This window comes from Bacillus cereus group sp. BfR-BA-01311, from assembly GCF_022664295.1.
Lineage (GTDB): Bacteria > Bacillota > Bacilli > Bacillales > Bacillaceae_G > Bacillus_A > Bacillus_A cereus.
The window spans coordinates 1-17,763 of the sequence record NZ_JAKUHC010000022.1 but is presented as its reverse complement, the minus strand read 5'-3'; the positions used below and the strand labels follow the sequence as shown (position 1 = coordinate 17,763).

The window sequence follows — 17,763 nt, the reverse complement described above, 5'->3', positions numbered from 1 at the left end:
ACTTAAAAGATATTATCACTTTTTACAATTCATTTCAAGTTTCATTTTATAATTTTTCAATTTGATGGAAGTCAAGTTCAACTGGAGTCTCGCGACCAAACATGTCCACAAGCACGCTAACCTTTTTCTTCTCCACATCAATTTCTTCAATAGCACCTGTATAATCTGCGAATGGCCCCTCATTTACACGTACTGTCTCATGAAGTTCAAAGTCGAAATCAACCACTTCGTTATCCATTCCCATATGTTTCATAATGGTAACAACTTCCTCTTCTAATAGAGGTGATGGTTTAGATCCAGAACCAGAAGAACCAACGAACCCAGTTACACCCGGCGTGTTACGTACAACATACCAAGAGTCATCAGTCATGATTAATTCTACTAATACATAACCTGGGAACACTTTTCTTTTCATTAATTTTTCTTTTCCGTTTTTCATTTCTACTTCTACTTCTTCCGGGACAACAACACGGAAAATTTTATCTTGCATACCCATTGATTCTACACGTTTCTCTAGGTTTGCTTTTACTTTATTTTCATATCCAGAATAAGTATGGACAACATACCAACTTTTTTCCATTCATTTAGGACGAGCGTCCTTCCCTCCCTGACGTACATTTTTTTGCGCAAATGAAAAAACCCGTTCACCGGGCTTTTACACAGTTCTTATAAATAACATTATATCATGGATAAGTGCTTCTTATTCAAGAATTAACCAAGAATTAACCGAATTAAAGAAGAAATGCCCATATCAACTACTGCGAAGAAAATCGCAAAGAACACAACTGTAGCAACAACAGTCGCTGTTGAGCGGAGTAATTCATCTTTTTTAGGCCAACTTACTTTTTTCATTTCGCGACCTACATCGCCGAAAAAGTTCGTTAAACGCATCTGCGGGACCTCCAGTGTATTATTTCAATTATTTATTTTGTTTCCTTGTGAACTGTATGCTGATTGCATGTTTTACAAAACTTTTTTATTTCAAGTCGCTCTATTGAGCTCGTATCTTTCATAGTAGAGTAGTTTCGATTTTTACACTCTTCACATGAGAGTACAACTTTTTTCCTCATTAGTTACACCAACCTTGTAACATTATGTCCCTAAAAATGTATCATACAATAAAAGACAATGTCAATGACATGCATTTTGTACTCTCTACAAAAGAAAACAGGTGATTTATTTTACACCTGTAGCACTTGTTACTTCTTATGAATTTAAAGTTGTACTTTCTCTCATTTCCATATATCGTTCCAATTTTCTCTTTACTCTTTGTAAAGCGTTATCAATAGATTTCACATGCCTGTTTAACTGTTCTGAAATCTCTTGATAAGAACGACCATCTAAATATAAAGAAAGCACTTTCCTTTCTAAATCGCTTAATAATTCAGATATTTTTGATTCTATGTCTGTATATTCTTCCTGGCTAATGATCATCTCTTCAGGATCAGTCACCTTCGCTTCAGAAATAACATCCAATAACGTTCGATCAGATTCCTCATCGTAAATCGGCTTATCTAAAGACACATACGAATTTAAAGGAATATGTTTTTGTCTTGTTGCCGTTTTAATAGCGGTAATAATTTGTCGAGTGATACATAGTTCAGCAAATGCTTTGAATGAAGACAGCTTGTCCTCTTTATAATCACGAATTGCTTTAAACAACCCTATCATACCTTCTTGAACAATGTCTTCTCGATCGGCACCCACTAAAAAGTAAGATCTTGATTTCGCACGAACAAAGTTCTTATACTTGTGAATTAAATATTCTAGAGCGTCAATATTACCTTTTCGAACTAACTCAACGATTGCCTCATCCTCTAAATCACGAAATGTAACGTCGCCTATACTTACGAAGCCTGCTTCCACCTTGATCCCTCCGACCGCTATTTATTTAGCAATATTATACAGTAAAAAGATAAAGAGCGTCAATGCTTCAACGCTCTCCTCTTCTTAATTTTTCTAATTTTTCTGTAATATCTTTACTAAATATCTTTCGCATGGCGGGCTGCTGTTCTTTCGTGTCTTTTGTGCGCCTTCTTACTTGTTGTTCCATCGCTTGTACTTCCAACTCTAATTCACGCGCAGATTTTCGAAGGGCACCTTGCCCAAATATAACCCATTGTTCTGTATAATCAGAAGTCGCAACATATATTTGTGTATTTATATTTCTAAGCTCTATCGCAAGTTGCTCTATCTTTTCGTCTGCAGTTTGATTCTTTCGTGTGAATATTACTTCTACACGAGATTGTTTCATCTTTTTTTCAATACCATGGACTGTATAGGCATCAAAGACTATCATCACTTTTATACCTGTATAACCTTGATAATCCGCCATCTTATCAATAAGCGCATCTCTTGATGATTGTAAATCTACATCCCGCAGTTTCTTCAAATCTCCCCAAGCTCCGATAATGTTGTAACCGTCAACGATTAAAATATCGTTCATTTTTTATTTACCAATTTCGTGACGTTTACGATATACCTCATACATTAACAAACTTGCGGCTACTGAAGCATTTAAGGATGTAACTTTACCAACCATCGGTAAAGTGATTAAGAAATCACACTTTTCACCAATAATACGACTCATACCTTTTCCTTCACTACCAATTACTAACCCAATCGGCATTGTACCATCTAAATTACGGTAATCCGTTTTCCCTTTGGCATCTGTACCAGCAATCCAAAGTCCACGCTCTTTTAATTCATCAATTGTACGAGATAAGTTTGTTACGCGCGCAACAGGAATGTATTCAATCGCTCCTGTTGATGCTTTCGCAACTGATGCTGTAAGTCCCACAGCTCTTCTCTTCGGAATAATAATTCCATGAGCTCCTGTTGCATCAGCAGTACGCATAATAGAACCTAGGTTATGCGGATCTTCAATCTCATCTAAAATCAAGAAGAATGGATCTTCATTACGTTTTTCTGCCACTTTGAATAAATCTTCTAACTCTGCATACTGATATGCAGCTACTTGAGCAATTACACCTTGATGATTACCCTCAACTAATTGATCTAACTTTTTCTTTGGTGCATGTTGTAAAATAATCTTATTTTCTTTCGCTAACGCTAGTACAATTTGTACTTGTCCTTTGGCAGCACCTTCTGCGATCCAAATTTTATTAATATCTCTCCCTGATCTTAACGCTTCAATTACAGGGTTACGTCCGATAATATATTCACTAGTCATGATGATGTGCCCCCTTCCTTTTCTTCTAAAACTGCAATTGCCTTATATACAATTTCGTCTAATCTTTCACGATTATTTAATAAATGATGATAACCAATTAGCGCTTCAAAGGCTGTACTATGTCGATATGTTTGTACATCCGTATTTTTCGGAACTGTACCTGAATTTGCATTACGCCCTCTTCTTAATACCGCCTCTTCTTCCTCTGTCAAAAATGCCGTCTCTAATAAATGATAAACAACTTTCGCCTGTGCTTTTGCTGAAACAAAGCTCGTCCCTAAGCGGTGTAATTGATTAGGGCGAACTTTTCCTTTTTGAAGGAGGTGATAGCGGATATATTGTTCATATACCGCATCACCCATATACGCTAACGCCAAGCTGTTTAATTGCTTTGCATCGATCATCCTTATCCTCTTTTCCATCTTGTACCTTGAGCGGTATCTTCTAAAATAATATTACGTTCTTTTAAATCGTCACGAATTTGATCAGACAATGCAAAATCACGATTTTTACGAGCTTCAATGCGCTTTTGGATAAGCTCTTCGATTTCTTCATCCAGTAATTCTTCTTTTGATAATTCTAATCCTAAAATATCAAATAACGTTTCCAGTTGTTTTACGTATGCTTCAATCACAACTTTAGATGTATGCTCTTCAAGTAAATATTGATTTGCATGATTTGCTACGTTGTATAATTCGGTAATTGCATTTGCAGTGTTAAAGTCATCATTCATTGCCTCTTCAAATGCAGTCTGGAATTTCTCTATTTCAGCTAACCATTTCTCATTATGATCCGTTAAATCCGTACTACTCTCCATACGATGCTTTAAGTTTCCATAAGCTGTTTTAATTCTTTCCAGTCCATTATTCGTACTTTGTAATAACTCTTCACTAAAGTTAATCGGGTGACGATAGTGTACTGATAACATAAAGAATCTAATTAACTGCGGGTCGTATTGCTTAATAATATCGTGAACTAAAATAAAGTTACCAAGCGATTTAGACATCTTCTCATTGTTAATATTAATATATCCATTATGCATCCAGTAACGTGCAAACGTTTTTCCAGTCAATGCCTCTGACTGCGCAATTTCATTTTCATGATGTGGGAAAGCCAAGTCTTGACCACCAGCATGAATGTCAATTGTATCCCCTAAGTACTTACGCGCCATTGCTGAGCATTCAATATGCCATCCTGGACGTCCTTGCCCCCAAGGGCTTTCCCAGAAGATTTCTCCTTCTTTCGCAGCTTTCCATAAAGCAAAATCAAGAGGGTCTTGTTTCTTTTCCCCTACCTCAATACGAGCACCGTGACGTAAATCTGCGATTGGTTGATGTGATAATTTACCGTAACCTTCGAATTCCTTCGTCTTAAAGTACACATCACCCTCTGATTCATATGCATACCCTTTATTCACAAGTTCTTGAATAAATTCAATAATGATATCCATATTTTCTGTTACACGAGGATGGACTGTTGCGTGTTTGCAACCTAGTGCTGTTACATCTTCAAAGTACGCTTCAACAAAACGATCAGCAATTGTCGGTACATCTTCACCTAATTCATTTGCCGCTTTAATTAATTTATCATCTACATCCGTAAAGTTAGATACATATTGCACATCGTATCCTTTGTATTCTAAATAACGACGCACTGTATCGAATACCATAGGAGGCCTTGCATTCCCAATATGAATGTAGTTATAAACTGTAGGTCCGCATACATACATCTTTACCTTATTTTCTTCTAATGGAACAAACTCTTCTTTTTGACGTGTTAACGTATTATAAATGTGAATAGTCATTTTTATCCTTCCTTTCTACCTTTAATTCCAATTGTTTCTTCAATTTATCAAGTTCTACTTCCATAGCCTTTAATTTATCAAAAATCGGATCCGGAAGGTCAGAGTGATTTAATTCTTGACCAATCTTTACTCCATTTTGAATAACGACACGGCCAGGTATACCTACAACTGTAGAATGTGCAGGAACTTCTTTTAATACGACAGACCCTGCTCCGATTTTAGAATTCTCTCCCACAGTAATAGAACCAAGAACTTTAGCACCCGTCGCAATTAATACATTATCCTGAATTGTTGGATGCCTCTTTCCTTTTTCTTTTCCTGTACCACCTAATGTAACCCCTTGATAAATCGTTACATTATCACCAATTTCACAAGTTTCTCCGATTACAACTCCCATTCCATGATCTATGAAAAAACGTCGACCAATTGTTGCTCCTGGATGGATCTCAATGCCAGTAAAAAAGCGGCTCACTTGTGAAACAAAACGTGCAAGAAAGAAAAAATTTCTTTTATAAAAAGCATGTGCAATTCGATGGGCCCAAACTGCATGTAATCCAGAGTAAGTTAAAATGACTTCGAAATAACCTCTTGCCGCTGGATCCTGTTCAAAAACGACTTCAATATCTTCCCGAAGCCTCTTAAACATCGGTGTTCCCTCCCCTTTATGGGCTGCTTTTTTGTCGAGCGAACTAACTCCCCTAACTCATCACTTCTCCCCTAATTCTTTATATAAGGAGATAAATTCTATATTCATACCTATTTACACGGTATAAAAAAAAGGCGTCTCTGTCATATTGACAGAGACGCCTTTTAAGCGCGGTTCCACTCTGTTTAGGCTTAAAAAAGCCTCAAACTCATCCATGATAACGGTGTAAACCGCTTCTGCTTACTTTGCGGCCTAAGACATCCCACGAAGCAATTCGCTGTTCAGCAGAAGACTCGAAGGGGCATTTCAAAAATCCGCTTATAAACCACTCCCAGCCTAAAGGTGGTTCTCTCTGTAAAAAGCCTGATTTTCTACTTCTCCTTCTCGTCGCTTTTCCTTATTAGGTTTTAGGTATACTTATTATATTTCTAAACCTAGAAAATGTTAACCAATTACTTTTTGAAGACGATTTAAAACTTTTTCTTTTCCAAGAAGTGCAATAGCATTCGGAAGCTCTGGACCATGCGTTTGTCCTGTAGTTGCAACACGGATTGGCATAAATAAATTTTTACCTTTATGTCCTGTTTCCTTTTGAACTGCTTTAATCGCTGCCTTAATTGCTGCTGGCTCCATTGCTTCTAGAGCTTCTATTTGACCAGCAAATGCACGAAGTACTTCAGGTACTTGTTCACCATTTAATACTTCTTGTCCTTCTTCTTCATAATCAACATGATCTTTAAAGAACATTTCAGAAAGCTCTACAATTTCAGCTCCAAAACTCATTTGTTCATGGTATAAAGCAATTACATCACGAATCCAAGCTTGGTCTTGTTCGCTTAAAGTTTCTCCCACACGTCCAGCTTTCACTAAATGCGGTAAGCTTAACTCTACAACCGTATCTAAATCTTGCTTTTTCATATACTGGTTGTTCATCCATTTTAGTTTTTGAGAATCAAATAATGCAGGTGATTTTGATAAACGAGCTGCATCGAACATTTTGATAAACTCATCTTTAGAGAAGATTTCTTCTTCTCCTACCGGAGACCAACCTAGTAGTGCAATAAAGTTAAAGATTGCTTCTGGAAGATACCCAAGCTCTTTATATTGCTCAATAAATTGAATAATAGATTCATCACGCTTACTTAACTTTTTACGACTTTCATTAACAATTAGAGTCATATGACCGAATTGTGGAATATCCCAGCCGAAAGCTTCATAAATCATCATTTGTTTCGGTGTATTTGAAATATGATCATCACCACGAAGTACATGTGTAATTTCCATTAGATGATCATCTACTGCTACTGCAAAGTTATAAGTTGGAATTCCATCCTTTTTCACAATAACAAAATCACCGAAATCATTTGAATGGAACGCAACTTCATCTTTTACAATATCTTTGAATGTGTAGTCACGATCAGCTGGTACACGGAAACGAATACTTGGAATACGTCCCTCAGCTTCAAATTCTTTCACTTGTTCTTCAGTTAATTCACGGTGGTTACCTGCGTAACGAGGTGTTTCACCGCGAGCGATTTGTCCTTCACGCTCTGCTTCTAGCTCTTCTTCTGTCATATAACATTTATAAGCTAGACCACGCTCTAATAAATCTTCATATAATTTTTTATAAATATCTAAACGCTCTGTTTGGCGATATGGTCCAAATTCACCACCAACATCAACACCTTCATCCCAGTCCATACCGAGCCATTTCAAGTATTTTAATTGGCTTTCTTCTCCACCAGCCACGTTACGTTTTACATCAGTATCTTCAATACGAATAATAAATTTGCCATCTAAATGACGAGCAAATAAATAATTAAATAATGCCGTACGCGCATTTCCGATATGTAAGTGTCCTGTTGGACTTGGCGCGTAGCGCACTCTCACTTGCTTTTCCATAATTGGTACACCTTCCATTCTTAATGTCAACACATTCTATAATTGTACACCAAAAAAATGTGATTATCCATCTTACGAATTAAAAACCATTATTTTTTCTGTAATAAAACAACCGCTTGAGAAGCAATCCCTTCTTCTCTACCTGTAAATCCTAATTTTTCTGTTGTTGTTGCCTTTACATTAATGTTATCGATAGACGTTTCTAACAGTTCACTAATGCGCTTACGCATACTCTCAATATGTGGTGCCATTTTTGGTTTTTGAGCAATAATTGTACAATCTAAATTTCCTAACTCGTAACCTTGTTCACGCACAAATTCCCAAACTTTTTGTAACAATACAGCTGAATCTGCATCTTTAAAAGCTGGGTCTGTATCAGGAAAATGCTTTCCGATATCTCCTGCTGCAATCGCACCTAAACATGCATCAGCAATCGTATGTAACAATACATCTGCATCTGAATGGCCGATTAATCCTTTCTCGTGTGGAATTGTAATTCCACCGATAATCAACGGGCGCCCTTCCGCAAATTCATGTACATCAAAACCTTGTCCAATTCGAAACATCCTTACTTCCTCCTTAAGCTAAACTACTGAGCTTTATGACTCTATATTATATCGCTATCCTTATAAAGAAAAGCCCGGCTGTTGCCGAGCTTTTCTTTATTAACACGTCATCAATGTTATTTCTTTTGAACACGTAGGAAACTTTCAGCAATTAATAGATCTTCCGGAGTCGTCACTTTAATATTATAGTAACTCCCCTCTACTACACCTACTTGCTTCCCAACACGTTCTACGAGACTTGCATCATCTGTGCCAAGAAAACAACTTTGCTTTGCGCTTCTATGAGCTTCTAGCAAAAGAGAAACAGAGAATCCTTGTGGTGTTTGTACAGCGTTAAGTTGAGATCGCTCTACCGTTTCTACAACAACACCCTGCTCTACTTTCTTAACAGTATCTTTTACTGGCACTGCACAAATGGAAGCTCCATATTTTTCTGCTGCAGTTAATACATCGCGAATCACTTTATTCGTTACGAACGGGCGCGCCCCGTCATGCACAAGAACATATTCGACACCACTCGCATACTGAAGTGCGTTATAGACGCTATCTTGTCTTTCGGCTCCACCCTGAATGAATTGTACGTGCTTTTCAATCTGGTACTTCTGCATTAACTCTTCAAAATACGGGCGTTCTTCTTCGTTAATTGCCATAATAATACTTTTGCACGCTTTATCTTTTTCAAAAGCACGCAATGTGTGCACAATAATTGGTACTTCATCTATAAGTAAAAATAACTTATTTTTACCAACACCCATTCGTTTTCCTTGGCCCGCTGCCGGAATAATTAATGTATACATATTAATAATCCTCTACTTATAATGCTTTTTCTAGCAATTTACGTTTTGCGAAAATCATACGACCAGCCGATGTTTGTAATACGCTAGTAACAAGTACGTCAAGTTGTGAACCCACATACTCTCTACCATCTTCTACTACAATCATCGTACCATCATCTAAGTATGCAACACCTTGATTTTGTTCTTTACCATCTTTCACAACATAAACACTTAATTCTTCACCAGGGAGTACGACTGGTTTAATCGCATTAGCTAAATCATTAATGTTTAACACCGTAACCCCTTGTAATTCAGAAACTTTGTTTAAATTGAAATCGTTTGTTACTACAGTTCCACCAGTGATTTTTGCCAACTTTACAAGCTTGCTATCTACTTCTTGGATATCATCGAAATCGCCTTCATAAATTTCTACCGGAATTGGCATCTCCTTTTGAATACGATTTAAAATGTCTAGCCCTCTGCGGCCACGATTACGCTTTAAAGCATCTGAAGAATCGGCAATATGCTGAAGCTCTTCTAATACGAATTGCGGAATGACAATTGTTCCTTCTAAAAACTTTGTTTGGCAAATATCTGCAATACGTCCGTCAATAATTACACTCGTATCGAGAATTTTCCAATGAGTCGTAGATTTTTCTGCTTCGACCTCTACCTCTTCATTCTCACTATTGTTTTTCTTCTTACCTCCGCGTTGGGGTAATGTAAATAATCCTAGCAATTCATTCCTCTTTTTAAATCCTACTTGGAATCCTAAATATCCAAGTAAAAGGGTGAAGAACACTTGCAACACCGTACTAATAACTGGAATTGTAAATTCACGAATTGGTATCAAAATTAAATATGCAACAATAAGACCAGAGATTAATCCTAATGTACCAAATAAAACATCTGCTACAGGCGCCTTTACAAGAGCCTCTTCAATATGCTTAATAAGTTGAACAATATAATCTACAAGCCAAAATGTTGTTAAAAATAAAATAATTGCACCAATAATTGCACGAACATACGATCCTTCCAACAAAGGAACCGCACCGATATCTAATACATTAATAATTTTTGGGATTAAGTAAATCCCTAACGCTCCCCCGATCACTAAAAAGAAGAGCTGTACAATCCGTTTTAACATCCAACCACCTCCTACTCATTATTAACCATTGTTTCGCTAATCAAAACGCCGAATGCAAAAGCGGACGTGTTTTTTTGTAAATAGTTTTATTTACCAATATATCATATCATATACCAAAAATGTTCTAGTGTCGTTATATTATAGAATCAATGTAATATTCTTAATTGTGTCTACTCATATAGAGATGCTCTTGAATTCTTTTTAGACCTTCTCGTATTTTCTTCGCTCTCACTTCTCCAATTCCTTCCACATCATCCAATTCATTAATAGTTGCTCGGCAAACACCTTGCAATGTTTTAAATCGATTAATTAAATTCTCGATAATAAGTGGCGGAACACGAGAAATCTTGCTTGTGATTCGGTACCCTCTAGGTGTCACACTTTCTTCTAAACTTGTTTGTCCTGGATAGCCAAGCAATTTAACTAAATCACTATCCTCTAAAAGTTGTGTATTTGCAAGATCTTGTAACTTTTTCAAGATTTGATGATGGTCTTGTGTTTTCTCCTGGTGATAATCTTTAATTAACAATGCTGCCTCTGCCTCTAAATCAGCTAGTAATTCTGTAAGCTGTAAACGAATTAACCTACCTTCTGTTCCTAACTCATGAATATAGCTCAATATTTCATTTTTAATACGCAGCACCATTTCAACACTATGTAAAACGTGAACCACCTCGGACATTGTAACGACCTCTTCAAATTCTAGAATACCCAAATTCGTAATGCCGTCATTCCATACAGCCTTATATTTTTCTAGCGTTTGAATTGCTTGATTTGCCTTCGTTAAAATGACACCTATATCTTTTAATGTATAACGTAAGTTCCCTTGATATAGCGTAATTACATTACGTCTTTGTGAAATGGCCACAACAAGGCTGCCCGTCTGCTTTGCTACACGCTCTGCTGTTCGGTGACGCATACCTGTTTCAATAGAATCAATAGATGAATCTGGAACTAACTGTGCGTTTGCAATTAAAATTTTACTTCCAGTTTCATTTAAAATAAGTGCTCCATCCATTTTTGCTAATTCATATAAACTAGCAGGAGAGAATGCGCAATTAATATGAAAACCACCATCAACAATGCTTTTAATCTGCTCATTATACCCAAGAACAATTAGTCCCCCCGTTTGTGCGCGAAGTACATTATCTATCCCTTCGCGCAGTGGTGTTCCTGGGGCCACGAGCTGTAAAATGTTAATCATACTTTTGACACGTTGCTTATTTTCTTCCATAGCCTAGCCTCCTAATGTCAAACGAAGCGCTTCTCCCAAATTAGAAACACCTACAACCTCAATCCCCTCTGGAATTGTCCATCCCCCTAAATTTTTTCTAGGAATGATAGCACGTTGAAATCCTAATTTAGCTGCTTCTTGTACACGTTGTTCAATTCTTGATACTCTTCTTATTTCTCCAGTTAATCCAACTTCTCCTATTACCGCATCAGTTGGTGCCGTAGATTTATCTCTAAAACTTGAAGCTATACTTAAGGCGACAGCTAAATCAATTGCCGGTTCGTCTAATTTCAAACCACCAGCTACTTTTAAATACGCATCTTGATTTTGTAATAGTAAACCTGTTCTTTTCTCTAGTACCGCCATAATAAGCGAGACACGATTATGATCAATTCCTGTCGCCATTCTTCGAGGATTTCCAAAACTAGTAGGGGAAATTAATGCCTGTATTTCTACTAAAACTGGTCTTGTTCCTTCCATTGAGGCAACTACTGTTGAACCTGCAACTCCAACTGGTCTTTCCTCAAGGAAAATTTCAGAAGGATTTAAGACTTCTGCAAGGCCAAGTTCTTTCATTTCAAAGATACCCATTTCATTCGTAGAACCAAAACGATTCTTTACAGCTCGTAAAATACGATATGTATGGTGTCGATCTCCTTCAAAGTAAAGAACTGCATCGACCATATGTTCTAGCATACGCGGTCCCGCAATTGCACCTTCTTTTGTCACATGTCCTACGATGAAAATTGGGATTCCCTTTGTTTTTGCAAGTTTCATTAATTCTGCTGTACATTCACGTACTTGCGCCACACTACCAGGAGCTGATGTTACCTCAGGTAAATGTATCGTTTGAATAGAATCAATAACAACAAAAGCAGGATTCATCTCTTCAATATGTGCTGCAATACGCTGTAAATCTGTCTCTGATACAACAAATAGATTACTACCATTTACATGTAAACGATCTGCACGAAGTTTAATCTGCTTTGCTGACTCCTCACCTGATATATACAATACATCATATGAAGCATCTGCTAATTGCGAGGAAATCTGTAATAATAACGTTGATTTTCCAATCCCAGGGTCCCCACCAATAAGTACTAAAGATCCATCTACAATTCCGCCACCTAGTACACGGTTAAACTCTTGAAATTTTGTTTCAATACGTGCCTCAGACTTTGTTTCTACTTCTGTAAGACGTCTTGGTTTTGTTACTTCTGTTTGAATTGCATTTGCATAATTTAGGCGTCTGGATGATACAACGGGTTCCATCTCTTCAACAAGCGAATTCCATTGACCACACCCTGGACATTTACCCATATATTTTGGTGATTGATAACCACACTCTTGACATGTGAATTTTGTTTTCTTTTTAGCCATATCTTTTTATATTTCACTTCGCTTTCATCTATAAACATTTGACCTTCTCGTACAAGAAAGAGGGCTATCTCGTAGCCCTCTTAGTTTGTCTATACTTATTTTACCTTTTCAGCACTATGAATGACAAATGTTTCCCCTTCTACATCAAAGATAACTTTTTGACCTTTCTCAATAGCACCTTTTAAAAGTTCTTCCGATAGTCTATCTTCTACATGCTTCTGAATTGCTCTACGTAGTGGACGAGCACCATATTCACGATCAAACCCTTTATCAGCAATAGCTGCAATCGCTCCTTCTGTTAAGTGCAATTCAATTTCTTGTTCTTTTAAGCGATTCACTAACTGATTTACCATAAGAGTCACAATTTCTTGAATATGTTTTTTCTCAAGCATATGGAATACGATAATTTCATCAATACGGTTTAAGAATTCTGGACGAAATGCCTTTTTCAGCTCATCCATTACTTTACCTTTCATATCCGAATAATCACGGCTTTCATCTTGTACGTTAAATCCAAGATGTTTGTTACGTTTTAACGCCTCAGCACCAACGTTAGACGTCATAATAACAATCGTATTACGGAAATCAACTGTACGTCCTTTAGAATCAGTTAAACGACCATCTTCCAATACCTGTAGTAGAATATTAAATACATCAGGATGTGCCTTCTCTACTTCATCTAATAGGACAACTGAATAAGGCTTACGACGAACCTTCTCTGTTAATTGTCCGCCTTCTTCATACCCAACATATCCTGGAGGAGAACCAACTAAGCGAGAAGTTGAATGTTTCTCCATATACTCAGACATATCAATGCGAATCATTGCATCCTCATCACCGAACATAGATTCTGCCAATGCTCTTGCTAATTCTGTTTTACCTACACCTGTTGGCCCTAAGAAAATAAATGAACCAATTGGACGTTTCGGATCTTTCAGTCCTGCTCTTGCACGACGAACAGCTTTCGCTACAGCCACTACAGCTTCATCCTGACCGATGACACGATCATGAAGAATGGATTCTAAGTTTAATAATTTATCAGTCTCTGTTTGTGCAAGTTTAGAAACAGGGATACGTGTCCATGTAGAAACGACATTTGCAATATCTTCTACCGTAACCTCTGAATTTTCTTTTCCTTGTTGTTCTTTCCACTGACGCTTTGTATCTTCCAATTTCTCACGTAAGCGTTGTTCCATATCACGTAAGGAAGCAGCCTTTTCAAACTCTTGACTTTGTACAGCCGCATCTTTTTCTTTTCGAATTTCCTCAAGCTTCACTTCAAGCTCTTTTAAGTTTGGTGGTGTTGTATAAGAACGCAAGCGAACTTTTGAAGCAGCTTCATCAATTAAATCAATTGCTTTATCTGGTAAGAAACGATCCGTAATATAACGATCTGAAAGTTTTACAGCTGCATCAATTGCATCATCTGTAATAGACACACGGTGATGCGCCTCATAACGATCGCGTAACCCTTTCAAGATTTGAGTTGATTCTTCTAGACTCGGCTCATCAACATGAATTGGCTGGAAACGTCTCTCTAAAGCTGCATCCTTTTCAATATATTTACGATACTCATCTAAAGTTGTCGCACCAATACATTGTAATTCTCCGCGTGCTAAAGATGGTTTTAAAATATTCGATGCATCGATTGCACCTTCTGCTCCACCTGCACCGATTAATGTATGAAGTTCATCAATAAATAGAATAATATTCCCTGCTTGACGTATTTCATCCATTACTTTCTTTAAACGATCTTCAAACTCACCACGATATTTCGTCCCAGCTACCACTGTTCCCATATCTAGTGTCATAACACGCTTATCTCTTAACGTTTCAGGAACTTCATTATTTACGATTTGCTGTGCTAACCCTTCAGCAATTGCTGTTTTACCTACACCAGGCTCTCCAATTAACACTGGATTGTTTTTTGTTCTACGGCTTAACACTTCAATTACACGTTGAATTTCTTTACTACGTCCAATAACAGGATCCAAACGATTCTCACGTGCAACAACTGTTAAGTCGCGCGCTAAACTGTCTAGTGTCGGTGTATTTGCATTTGTCGATGAACCACCTTGGTGACCTGAACTTGCTTCGTTACTTCCAAGAAGTTGTAACACTTGTTGTCTTGCTTTGTTGAGGCTTACACCTAAATTATTTAATACACGTGCCGCTACACCTTCACCTTCACGGATTAAGCCAAGTAAAATATGTTCTGTTCCAACATAAGAATGTCCTAGCTTACGCGCTTCATCCATAGACAATTCAATAACTTTTTTAGCACGAGGTGTATAATGTACAGTTTGAGAAGCTTCTGTTCCACGTCCAATTAACGCTTCTACCTCTTTTTGCACTTTCTCCGGGCTCAATCCAAGAGCAATTAACGCTTTTGCTGCAATTCCTTCACCTTCGCGTACAAGCCCAAGTAAAATATGTTCTGTTCCAATGTTATTATGCCCAATGCGAATTGCTTCCTCTTGAGATAAAGCTAATACTTTCTGTGCTCTTTCTGTAAATCTTCCAAACATCATAGAAATCGCCTCCTACTTGCGCTTAGTTTTTTTCAATACGTAATCGCTCACGGATTAAGGTTGCTCTTCGATAATCTCTTTCTTCTGGTCCTAAAGGTCCTCCTGCATATTGTTGTAAAATACCAGGTTGCGTAAGAACCATTAGCTCAGTCAAAATATTTCTCGATATACCTTTTATATATCCTAGATCAATACCGAGTCGTACATCCGATAAGCAAGTTGCCGCTTCTGCAGATTGAATTAAACGACTGTTTGCTAGTATACCGTAAGAACGATAAACCTTATCTTCAAGCTCAATGCTCGAATTTTGTACAATTAATTCTCTGGCCAATTGTTCTTGTTGTATAATTTGCTGCATGACACTCTTTAAATCTGCAATAATATCTTCTTCGGATTTCCCTAACGTCATTTGATTTGATACTTGAAATATATTACCTAACGCTTCGCTACCTTCACCGTATATTCCTCTTACTACTAAACCTAATTTTTGAATTACTTGTATAATACGGCTAATTCTTTTTGTTAAAACCAGCCCTGGTAAATGAATCATTACAGAAGCTCTTAATCCTGTACCAACGTTAGTAGGACAACTCGTAATATATCCAAGTGATTCATCAAAAGCATATTCAACCTCTTTCTCAATCCAATTATCTATTTGATTGGCGCTTTGAAGCGCCTTTGATAACTGTAGTCCTGGAAATAGGCACTGAATCCTAATGTGGTCTTCCTCATTAAGCATCACACTAATGTGTTCGCTTTCTGATAACAGACATGCTCCATATTCGGTCCCTGCTAGATTTGGACTAATTAAATGCTTTTCGACTAAAACTCGCCTTTGAAGAGGAGTTAGTTCATTCATTTTTAATAGTCCAAACTTCCCAAAGGGCTCTACCGCTTTATTTATAAATTTCTTTTTAAATAATTCTTGAACCTTTTGAGCTTCCTCTTCGTTTTGCATAGTAGAAAATTGATATTGCTTAAAATTACGAGCCAAACGAATTCGACTACTTAAAACAATATCAGAATCAGGGCCATCCCCCTTCATCCATGGACTAATCGCTTCATTCATAATTTTGTCCAGTGACATAGAACTACTCCCCCTCTCTATGCTCACTAAGCTGAGTTTCAAGCCCTCGAATCTCATCTCTTACCTCAGCAGCTTTCTCAAACTCCTCATTCTGTACATATTGTTTCAGAATAAGTTTTAGTTCATCTAATTCTTTCTTTAAGTGGATATTTCCTTCCATTCGTTCCGGAATTTTTCCACAATGTTCTGTATGTCCACCATGAAGTCGCTTTAACAATGGGTTTAAGTGTCCTTTAAATGTATCGTAACAAGAAGCACAACCAAAGCGTCCCACTTTTGTAAAATGTTCATATGTCATCTTACAATCTGGACATCTTACTGTATTTGTATTTGAAAACCCGTTTTTTCCTTCTCCAAACATTGTTGATTCACCGTGTAATAAACCAGCAAATACATCATGAAATGAAAAGTTAGACTGTGATGATTGAAAGAAAGACGTATAGCCACTTTGCTCCGCACATTGCTCACAAAGATGAACTTCCGCCTTCTTCTCGTTGATTACTTTTGTATAATGTAAAGTTGCTGGTCTTATATTACAGTTTTGACAAGTCATCAATATCCCCACCTTTACAACAGGAACGATCTACCTCATGATACTTTTCATACATTACTAGATTGTCCTCTTTCCTTAATCCACTCAGATAAAAGTACATGCTCTTTTTCAAAACTTCTACAATATTTAACTGCCCTATCTTAATTATCATTCTTTTACAAAAGCTGTATTTATTTATATTTCAGTGTTCTTAACATTGCGCATAATATTCGAGCCCTAAGTTCATCTCGAGAAGGAATATCCATTGATAATACAGAACGATCTAGTACACTTAACATTAATTTTGCTTCACGGCCTGTTATGATTCCCTCTTCTAATAAACGTATAATCATACTCTCTGCATTCCCTTGTGCAACGCTATGATCAATCATATGAAGCATTTGATCAATAATGTCTATATCATCATGCAGTTTGACTTTTATAATGCGAATGTAACCTCCTCCACCACGTTTACTTTCTACTACAAATCCTCTTTCTAATGTAAAACGGGTATTGATTACATAATTGATTTGAGATGGTACGCACTCGAATCGATCCGCAATCTCATTTCTTTTGATTTCAATCACATTATTATTACTTAAGTCAATAACTTGCTTTAGATATTGCTCAATGATATCAGATATATTTCTCATTTATCCGCCACCTTTATTGACTTTGACTATCTTTGACTTTAATTATATACGTATTAATAAAATTTGCAACTCTTTTGCTTATTCACTATCCTAGCCACATTCCCCTGCATTTAATCAAAATAGTAATTATTTAAGCATATTTTTTTAATTACTATGGATTATAAAAGAAAACACGAAAAAACACGAGTCATTTGACTCGTGTTTAGTTGCTTGGCGACGTCCTACTCTCACAGGGACAAGGTCCCAACTACCATCGGCGCTAGAGAGCTTAACTTCCGTGTTCGGTATGGGAACGGGTGTGACCTCTCTGCC

The 17,763-nt window shown here is 37.0% G+C and carries 19 protein-coding genes, 1 rRNA gene and 1 other annotated feature; all 20 genes read right to left on the bottom strand.

Translation table 11 applies throughout. The features are described from left to right. Nucleotides 1-46: 46 nt before the first annotated feature. On the bottom strand, nucleotides 47-580 hold the full coding sequence (gene nusG / locus MR136_RS26560) for a transcription termination/antitermination protein NusG (protein ID WP_000415794.1): 534 nt from the start codon (nucleotides 578-580) through the stop codon (nucleotides 47-49). A gap of 131 nt (nucleotides 581-711) precedes the next feature. After that, nucleotides 712-891: a preprotein translocase subunit SecE gene (gene secE / locus MR136_RS26555; protein ID WP_001241323.1), complete on the bottom strand. Its 180-nt coding sequence runs from the start codon at nucleotides 889-891 to the stop codon at nucleotides 712-714. 32 nt (nucleotides 892-923) lie between these two features. After that, on the bottom strand, nucleotides 924-1,070 hold the full coding sequence (gene rpmG, locus MR136_RS26550; protein WP_014481927.1) for a 50S ribosomal protein L33: 147 nt from the start codon (nucleotides 1,068-1,070) through the stop codon (nucleotides 924-926). Between the two features lie 136 nt (nucleotides 1,071-1,206). Continuing rightward, nucleotides 1,207-1,866: an RNA polymerase factor sigma-70 gene (locus tag MR136_RS26545; protein ID WP_242259681.1), complete on the bottom strand. Its 660-nt coding sequence runs from the start codon at nucleotides 1,864-1,866 to the stop codon at nucleotides 1,207-1,209. Between the two features lie 67 nt (nucleotides 1,867-1,933). Further along, complete coding sequence (locus tag MR136_RS26540; RefSeq protein ID WP_000997876.1) at nucleotides 1,934-2,446, bottom strand: NYN domain-containing protein; 513 nt, start codon at nucleotides 2,444-2,446, stop codon at nucleotides 1,934-1,936. Nucleotides 2,447-2,449: 3 nt separating this feature from the next. Next, nucleotides 2,450-3,193: a 23S rRNA (guanosine(2251)-2'-O)-methyltransferase RlmB gene (rlmB, locus tag MR136_RS26535; protein ID WP_000200237.1), complete on the bottom strand. Its 744-nt coding sequence runs from the start codon at nucleotides 3,191-3,193 to the stop codon at nucleotides 2,450-2,452. Beyond that, complete coding sequence (locus MR136_RS26530; RefSeq protein ID WP_000564261.1) at nucleotides 3,190-3,597, bottom strand: Mini-ribonuclease 3; 408 nt, start codon at nucleotides 3,595-3,597, stop codon at nucleotides 3,190-3,192. Before MR136_RS26530 ends, rlmB begins: the two co-directional genes overlap by 4 nt. A gap of 2 nt (nucleotides 3,598-3,599) precedes the next feature. Next, nucleotides 3,600-4,997 carry a cysteine--tRNA ligase gene (gene cysS / locus MR136_RS26525; protein ID WP_000152276.1) on the bottom strand — a complete coding sequence of 466 codons (1,398 nt, stop codon included), beginning with the start codon at nucleotides 4,995-4,997 and terminating at the stop codon, nucleotides 3,600-3,602. Beyond that, the gene (gene cysE / locus MR136_RS26520; RefSeq protein WP_000476497.1) at nucleotides 4,978-5,643 is read right to left on the bottom strand and encodes a serine O-acetyltransferase; all 666 of its coding nucleotides are present in this window, start codon (nucleotides 5,641-5,643) and stop codon (nucleotides 4,978-4,980) included. The genes cysS and cysE overlap by 20 nt, the downstream gene beginning before the upstream one ends. A 150-nt stretch (nucleotides 5,644-5,793) precedes the next feature. Further along, nucleotides 5,794-6,040 (bottom strand) — a binding site (T-box leader). A gap of 47 nt (nucleotides 6,041-6,087) precedes the next feature. Continuing rightward, nucleotides 6,088-7,545 carry a glutamate--tRNA ligase gene (gene gltX / locus MR136_RS26515; protein WP_000415143.1) on the bottom strand — a complete coding sequence of 486 codons (1,458 nt, stop codon included), beginning with the start codon at nucleotides 7,543-7,545 and terminating at the stop codon, nucleotides 6,088-6,090. 89 nt (nucleotides 7,546-7,634) lie between these two features. Beyond that, nucleotides 7,635-8,111, bottom strand: a complete 477-nt coding sequence (gene ispF / locus MR136_RS26510) for a 2-C-methyl-D-erythritol 2,4-cyclodiphosphate synthase (protein WP_000488386.1) — start codon at nucleotides 8,109-8,111, stop codon at nucleotides 7,635-7,637. A 116-nt stretch (nucleotides 8,112-8,227) separates the two neighbouring features. After that, nucleotides 8,228-8,908, bottom strand: coding sequence for a 2-C-methyl-D-erythritol 4-phosphate cytidylyltransferase (ispD, locus tag MR136_RS26505; protein ID WP_242259680.1), 681 nt, complete (start codon nucleotides 8,906-8,908; stop codon nucleotides 8,228-8,230). A 16-nt stretch (nucleotides 8,909-8,924) separates the two neighbouring features. Continuing rightward, nucleotides 8,925-10,034, bottom strand: a complete 1,110-nt coding sequence (locus MR136_RS26500; RefSeq protein WP_000919677.1) for a PIN/TRAM domain-containing protein — start codon at nucleotides 10,032-10,034, stop codon at nucleotides 8,925-8,927. A gap of 160 nt (nucleotides 10,035-10,194) precedes the next feature. Further along, nucleotides 10,195-11,268, bottom strand: coding sequence for a DNA integrity scanning diadenylate cyclase DisA (disA, locus tag MR136_RS26495; protein WP_000392163.1), 1,074 nt, complete (start codon nucleotides 11,266-11,268; stop codon nucleotides 10,195-10,197). Nucleotides 11,269-11,271: 3 nt separating this feature from the next. Beyond that, nucleotides 11,272-12,648 carry a DNA repair protein RadA gene (radA, locus tag MR136_RS26490; protein ID WP_001085202.1) on the bottom strand — a complete coding sequence of 459 codons (1,377 nt, stop codon included), beginning with the start codon at nucleotides 12,646-12,648 and terminating at the stop codon, nucleotides 11,272-11,274. A gap of 95 nt (nucleotides 12,649-12,743) precedes the next feature. After that, nucleotides 12,744-15,179, bottom strand: coding sequence for an ATP-dependent protease ATP-binding subunit ClpC (clpC, locus tag MR136_RS26485; RefSeq protein ID WP_000971183.1), 2,436 nt, complete (start codon nucleotides 15,177-15,179; stop codon nucleotides 12,744-12,746). 22 nt (nucleotides 15,180-15,201) lie between these two features. Continuing rightward, the gene (locus MR136_RS26480; RefSeq protein ID WP_017673990.1) at nucleotides 15,202-16,266 is read right to left on the bottom strand and encodes a protein-arginine kinase McsB; all 1,065 of its coding nucleotides are present in this window, start codon (nucleotides 16,264-16,266) and stop codon (nucleotides 15,202-15,204) included. Nucleotides 16,267-16,270: 4 nt separating this feature from the next. Continuing rightward, a complete protein-coding gene (locus MR136_RS26475; RefSeq protein ID WP_000128399.1) occupies nucleotides 16,271-16,819 on the bottom strand; it encodes a protein-arginine kinase activator protein McsA in 549 nt (182 codons plus the stop codon). 170 nt (nucleotides 16,820-16,989) lie between these two features. Beyond that, nucleotides 16,990-17,451: a transcriptional regulator CtsR gene (gene ctsR, locus MR136_RS26470; RefSeq protein ID WP_001244565.1), complete on the bottom strand. Its 462-nt coding sequence runs from the start codon at nucleotides 17,449-17,451 to the stop codon at nucleotides 16,990-16,992. 208 nt (nucleotides 17,452-17,659) lie between these two features. Beyond that, nucleotides 17,660-17,763 (bottom strand): 5S ribosomal RNA (gene rrf, locus MR136_RS26465); the annotation flags it as partial.

What these genes read in the sequence shown, in the direction of transcription:
- nusG (WP_000415794.1), bottom strand. Translation starts at nt 580, where the DNA reads ATGGAAAAAAGTTGGTATGTTGTCCATACTTATTCTGGATATGAAAAT.
- secE (WP_001241323.1), bottom strand. Translation starts at nt 891, where the DNA reads ATGCGTTTAACGAACTTTTTCGGCGATGTAGGTCGCGAAATGAAAAAA.
- rpmG (WP_014481927.1), bottom strand. Translation starts at nt 1,070, where the DNA reads ATGAGGAAAAAAGTTGTACTCTCATGTGAAGAGTGTAAAAATCGAAAC.
- MR136_RS26540 (WP_000997876.1), bottom strand. Translation starts at nt 2,446, where the DNA reads ATGAACGATATTTTAATCGTTGACGGTTACAACATTATCGGAGCTTGG.
- rlmB (WP_000200237.1), bottom strand. Translation starts at nt 3,193, where the DNA reads ATGACTAGTGAATATATTATCGGACGTAACCCTGTAATTGAAGCGTTA.
- MR136_RS26530 (WP_000564261.1), bottom strand. Translation starts at nt 3,597, where the DNA reads ATGATCGATGCAAAGCAATTAAACAGCTTGGCGTTAGCGTATATGGGT.
- cysS (WP_000152276.1), bottom strand. Translation starts at nt 4,997, where the DNA reads ATGACTATTCACATTTATAATACGTTAACACGTCAAAAAGAAGAGTTT.
- cysE (WP_000476497.1), bottom strand. Translation starts at nt 5,643, where the DNA reads ATGTTTAAGAGGCTTCGGGAAGATATTGAAGTCGTTTTTGAACAGGAT.
- gltX (WP_000415143.1), bottom strand. Translation starts at nt 7,545, where the DNA reads ATGGAAAAGCAAGTGAGAGTGCGCTACGCGCCAAGTCCAACAGGACAC.
- ispF (WP_000488386.1), bottom strand. Translation starts at nt 8,111, where the DNA reads ATGTTTCGAATTGGACAAGGTTTTGATGTACATGAATTTGCGGAAGGG.
- ispD (WP_242259680.1), bottom strand. Translation starts at nt 8,908, where the DNA reads ATGTATACATTAATTATTCCGGCAGCGGGCCAAGGAAAACGAATGGGT.
- MR136_RS26500 (WP_000919677.1), bottom strand. Translation starts at nt 10,034, where the DNA reads ATGTTAAAACGGATTGTACAGCTCTTCTTTTTAGTGATCGGGGGAGCG.
- disA (WP_000392163.1), bottom strand. Translation starts at nt 11,268, where the DNA reads ATGGAAGAAAATAAGCAACGTGTCAAAAGTATGATTAACATTTTACAG.
- radA (WP_001085202.1), bottom strand. Translation starts at nt 12,648, where the DNA reads ATGGCTAAAAAGAAAACAAAATTCACATGTCAAGAGTGTGGTTATCAA.
- clpC (WP_000971183.1), bottom strand. Translation starts at nt 15,179, where the DNA reads ATGATGTTTGGAAGATTTACAGAAAGAGCACAGAAAGTATTAGCTTTA.
- MR136_RS26480 (WP_017673990.1), bottom strand. Translation starts at nt 16,266, where the DNA reads ATGTCACTGGACAAAATTATGAATGAAGCGATTAGTCCATGGATGAAG.
- MR136_RS26475 (WP_000128399.1), bottom strand. Translation starts at nt 16,819, where the DNA reads ATGACTTGTCAAAACTGTAATATAAGACCAGCAACTTTACATTATACA.
- ctsR (WP_001244565.1), bottom strand. Translation starts at nt 17,451, where the DNA reads ATGAGAAATATATCTGATATCATTGAGCAATATCTAAAGCAAGTTATT.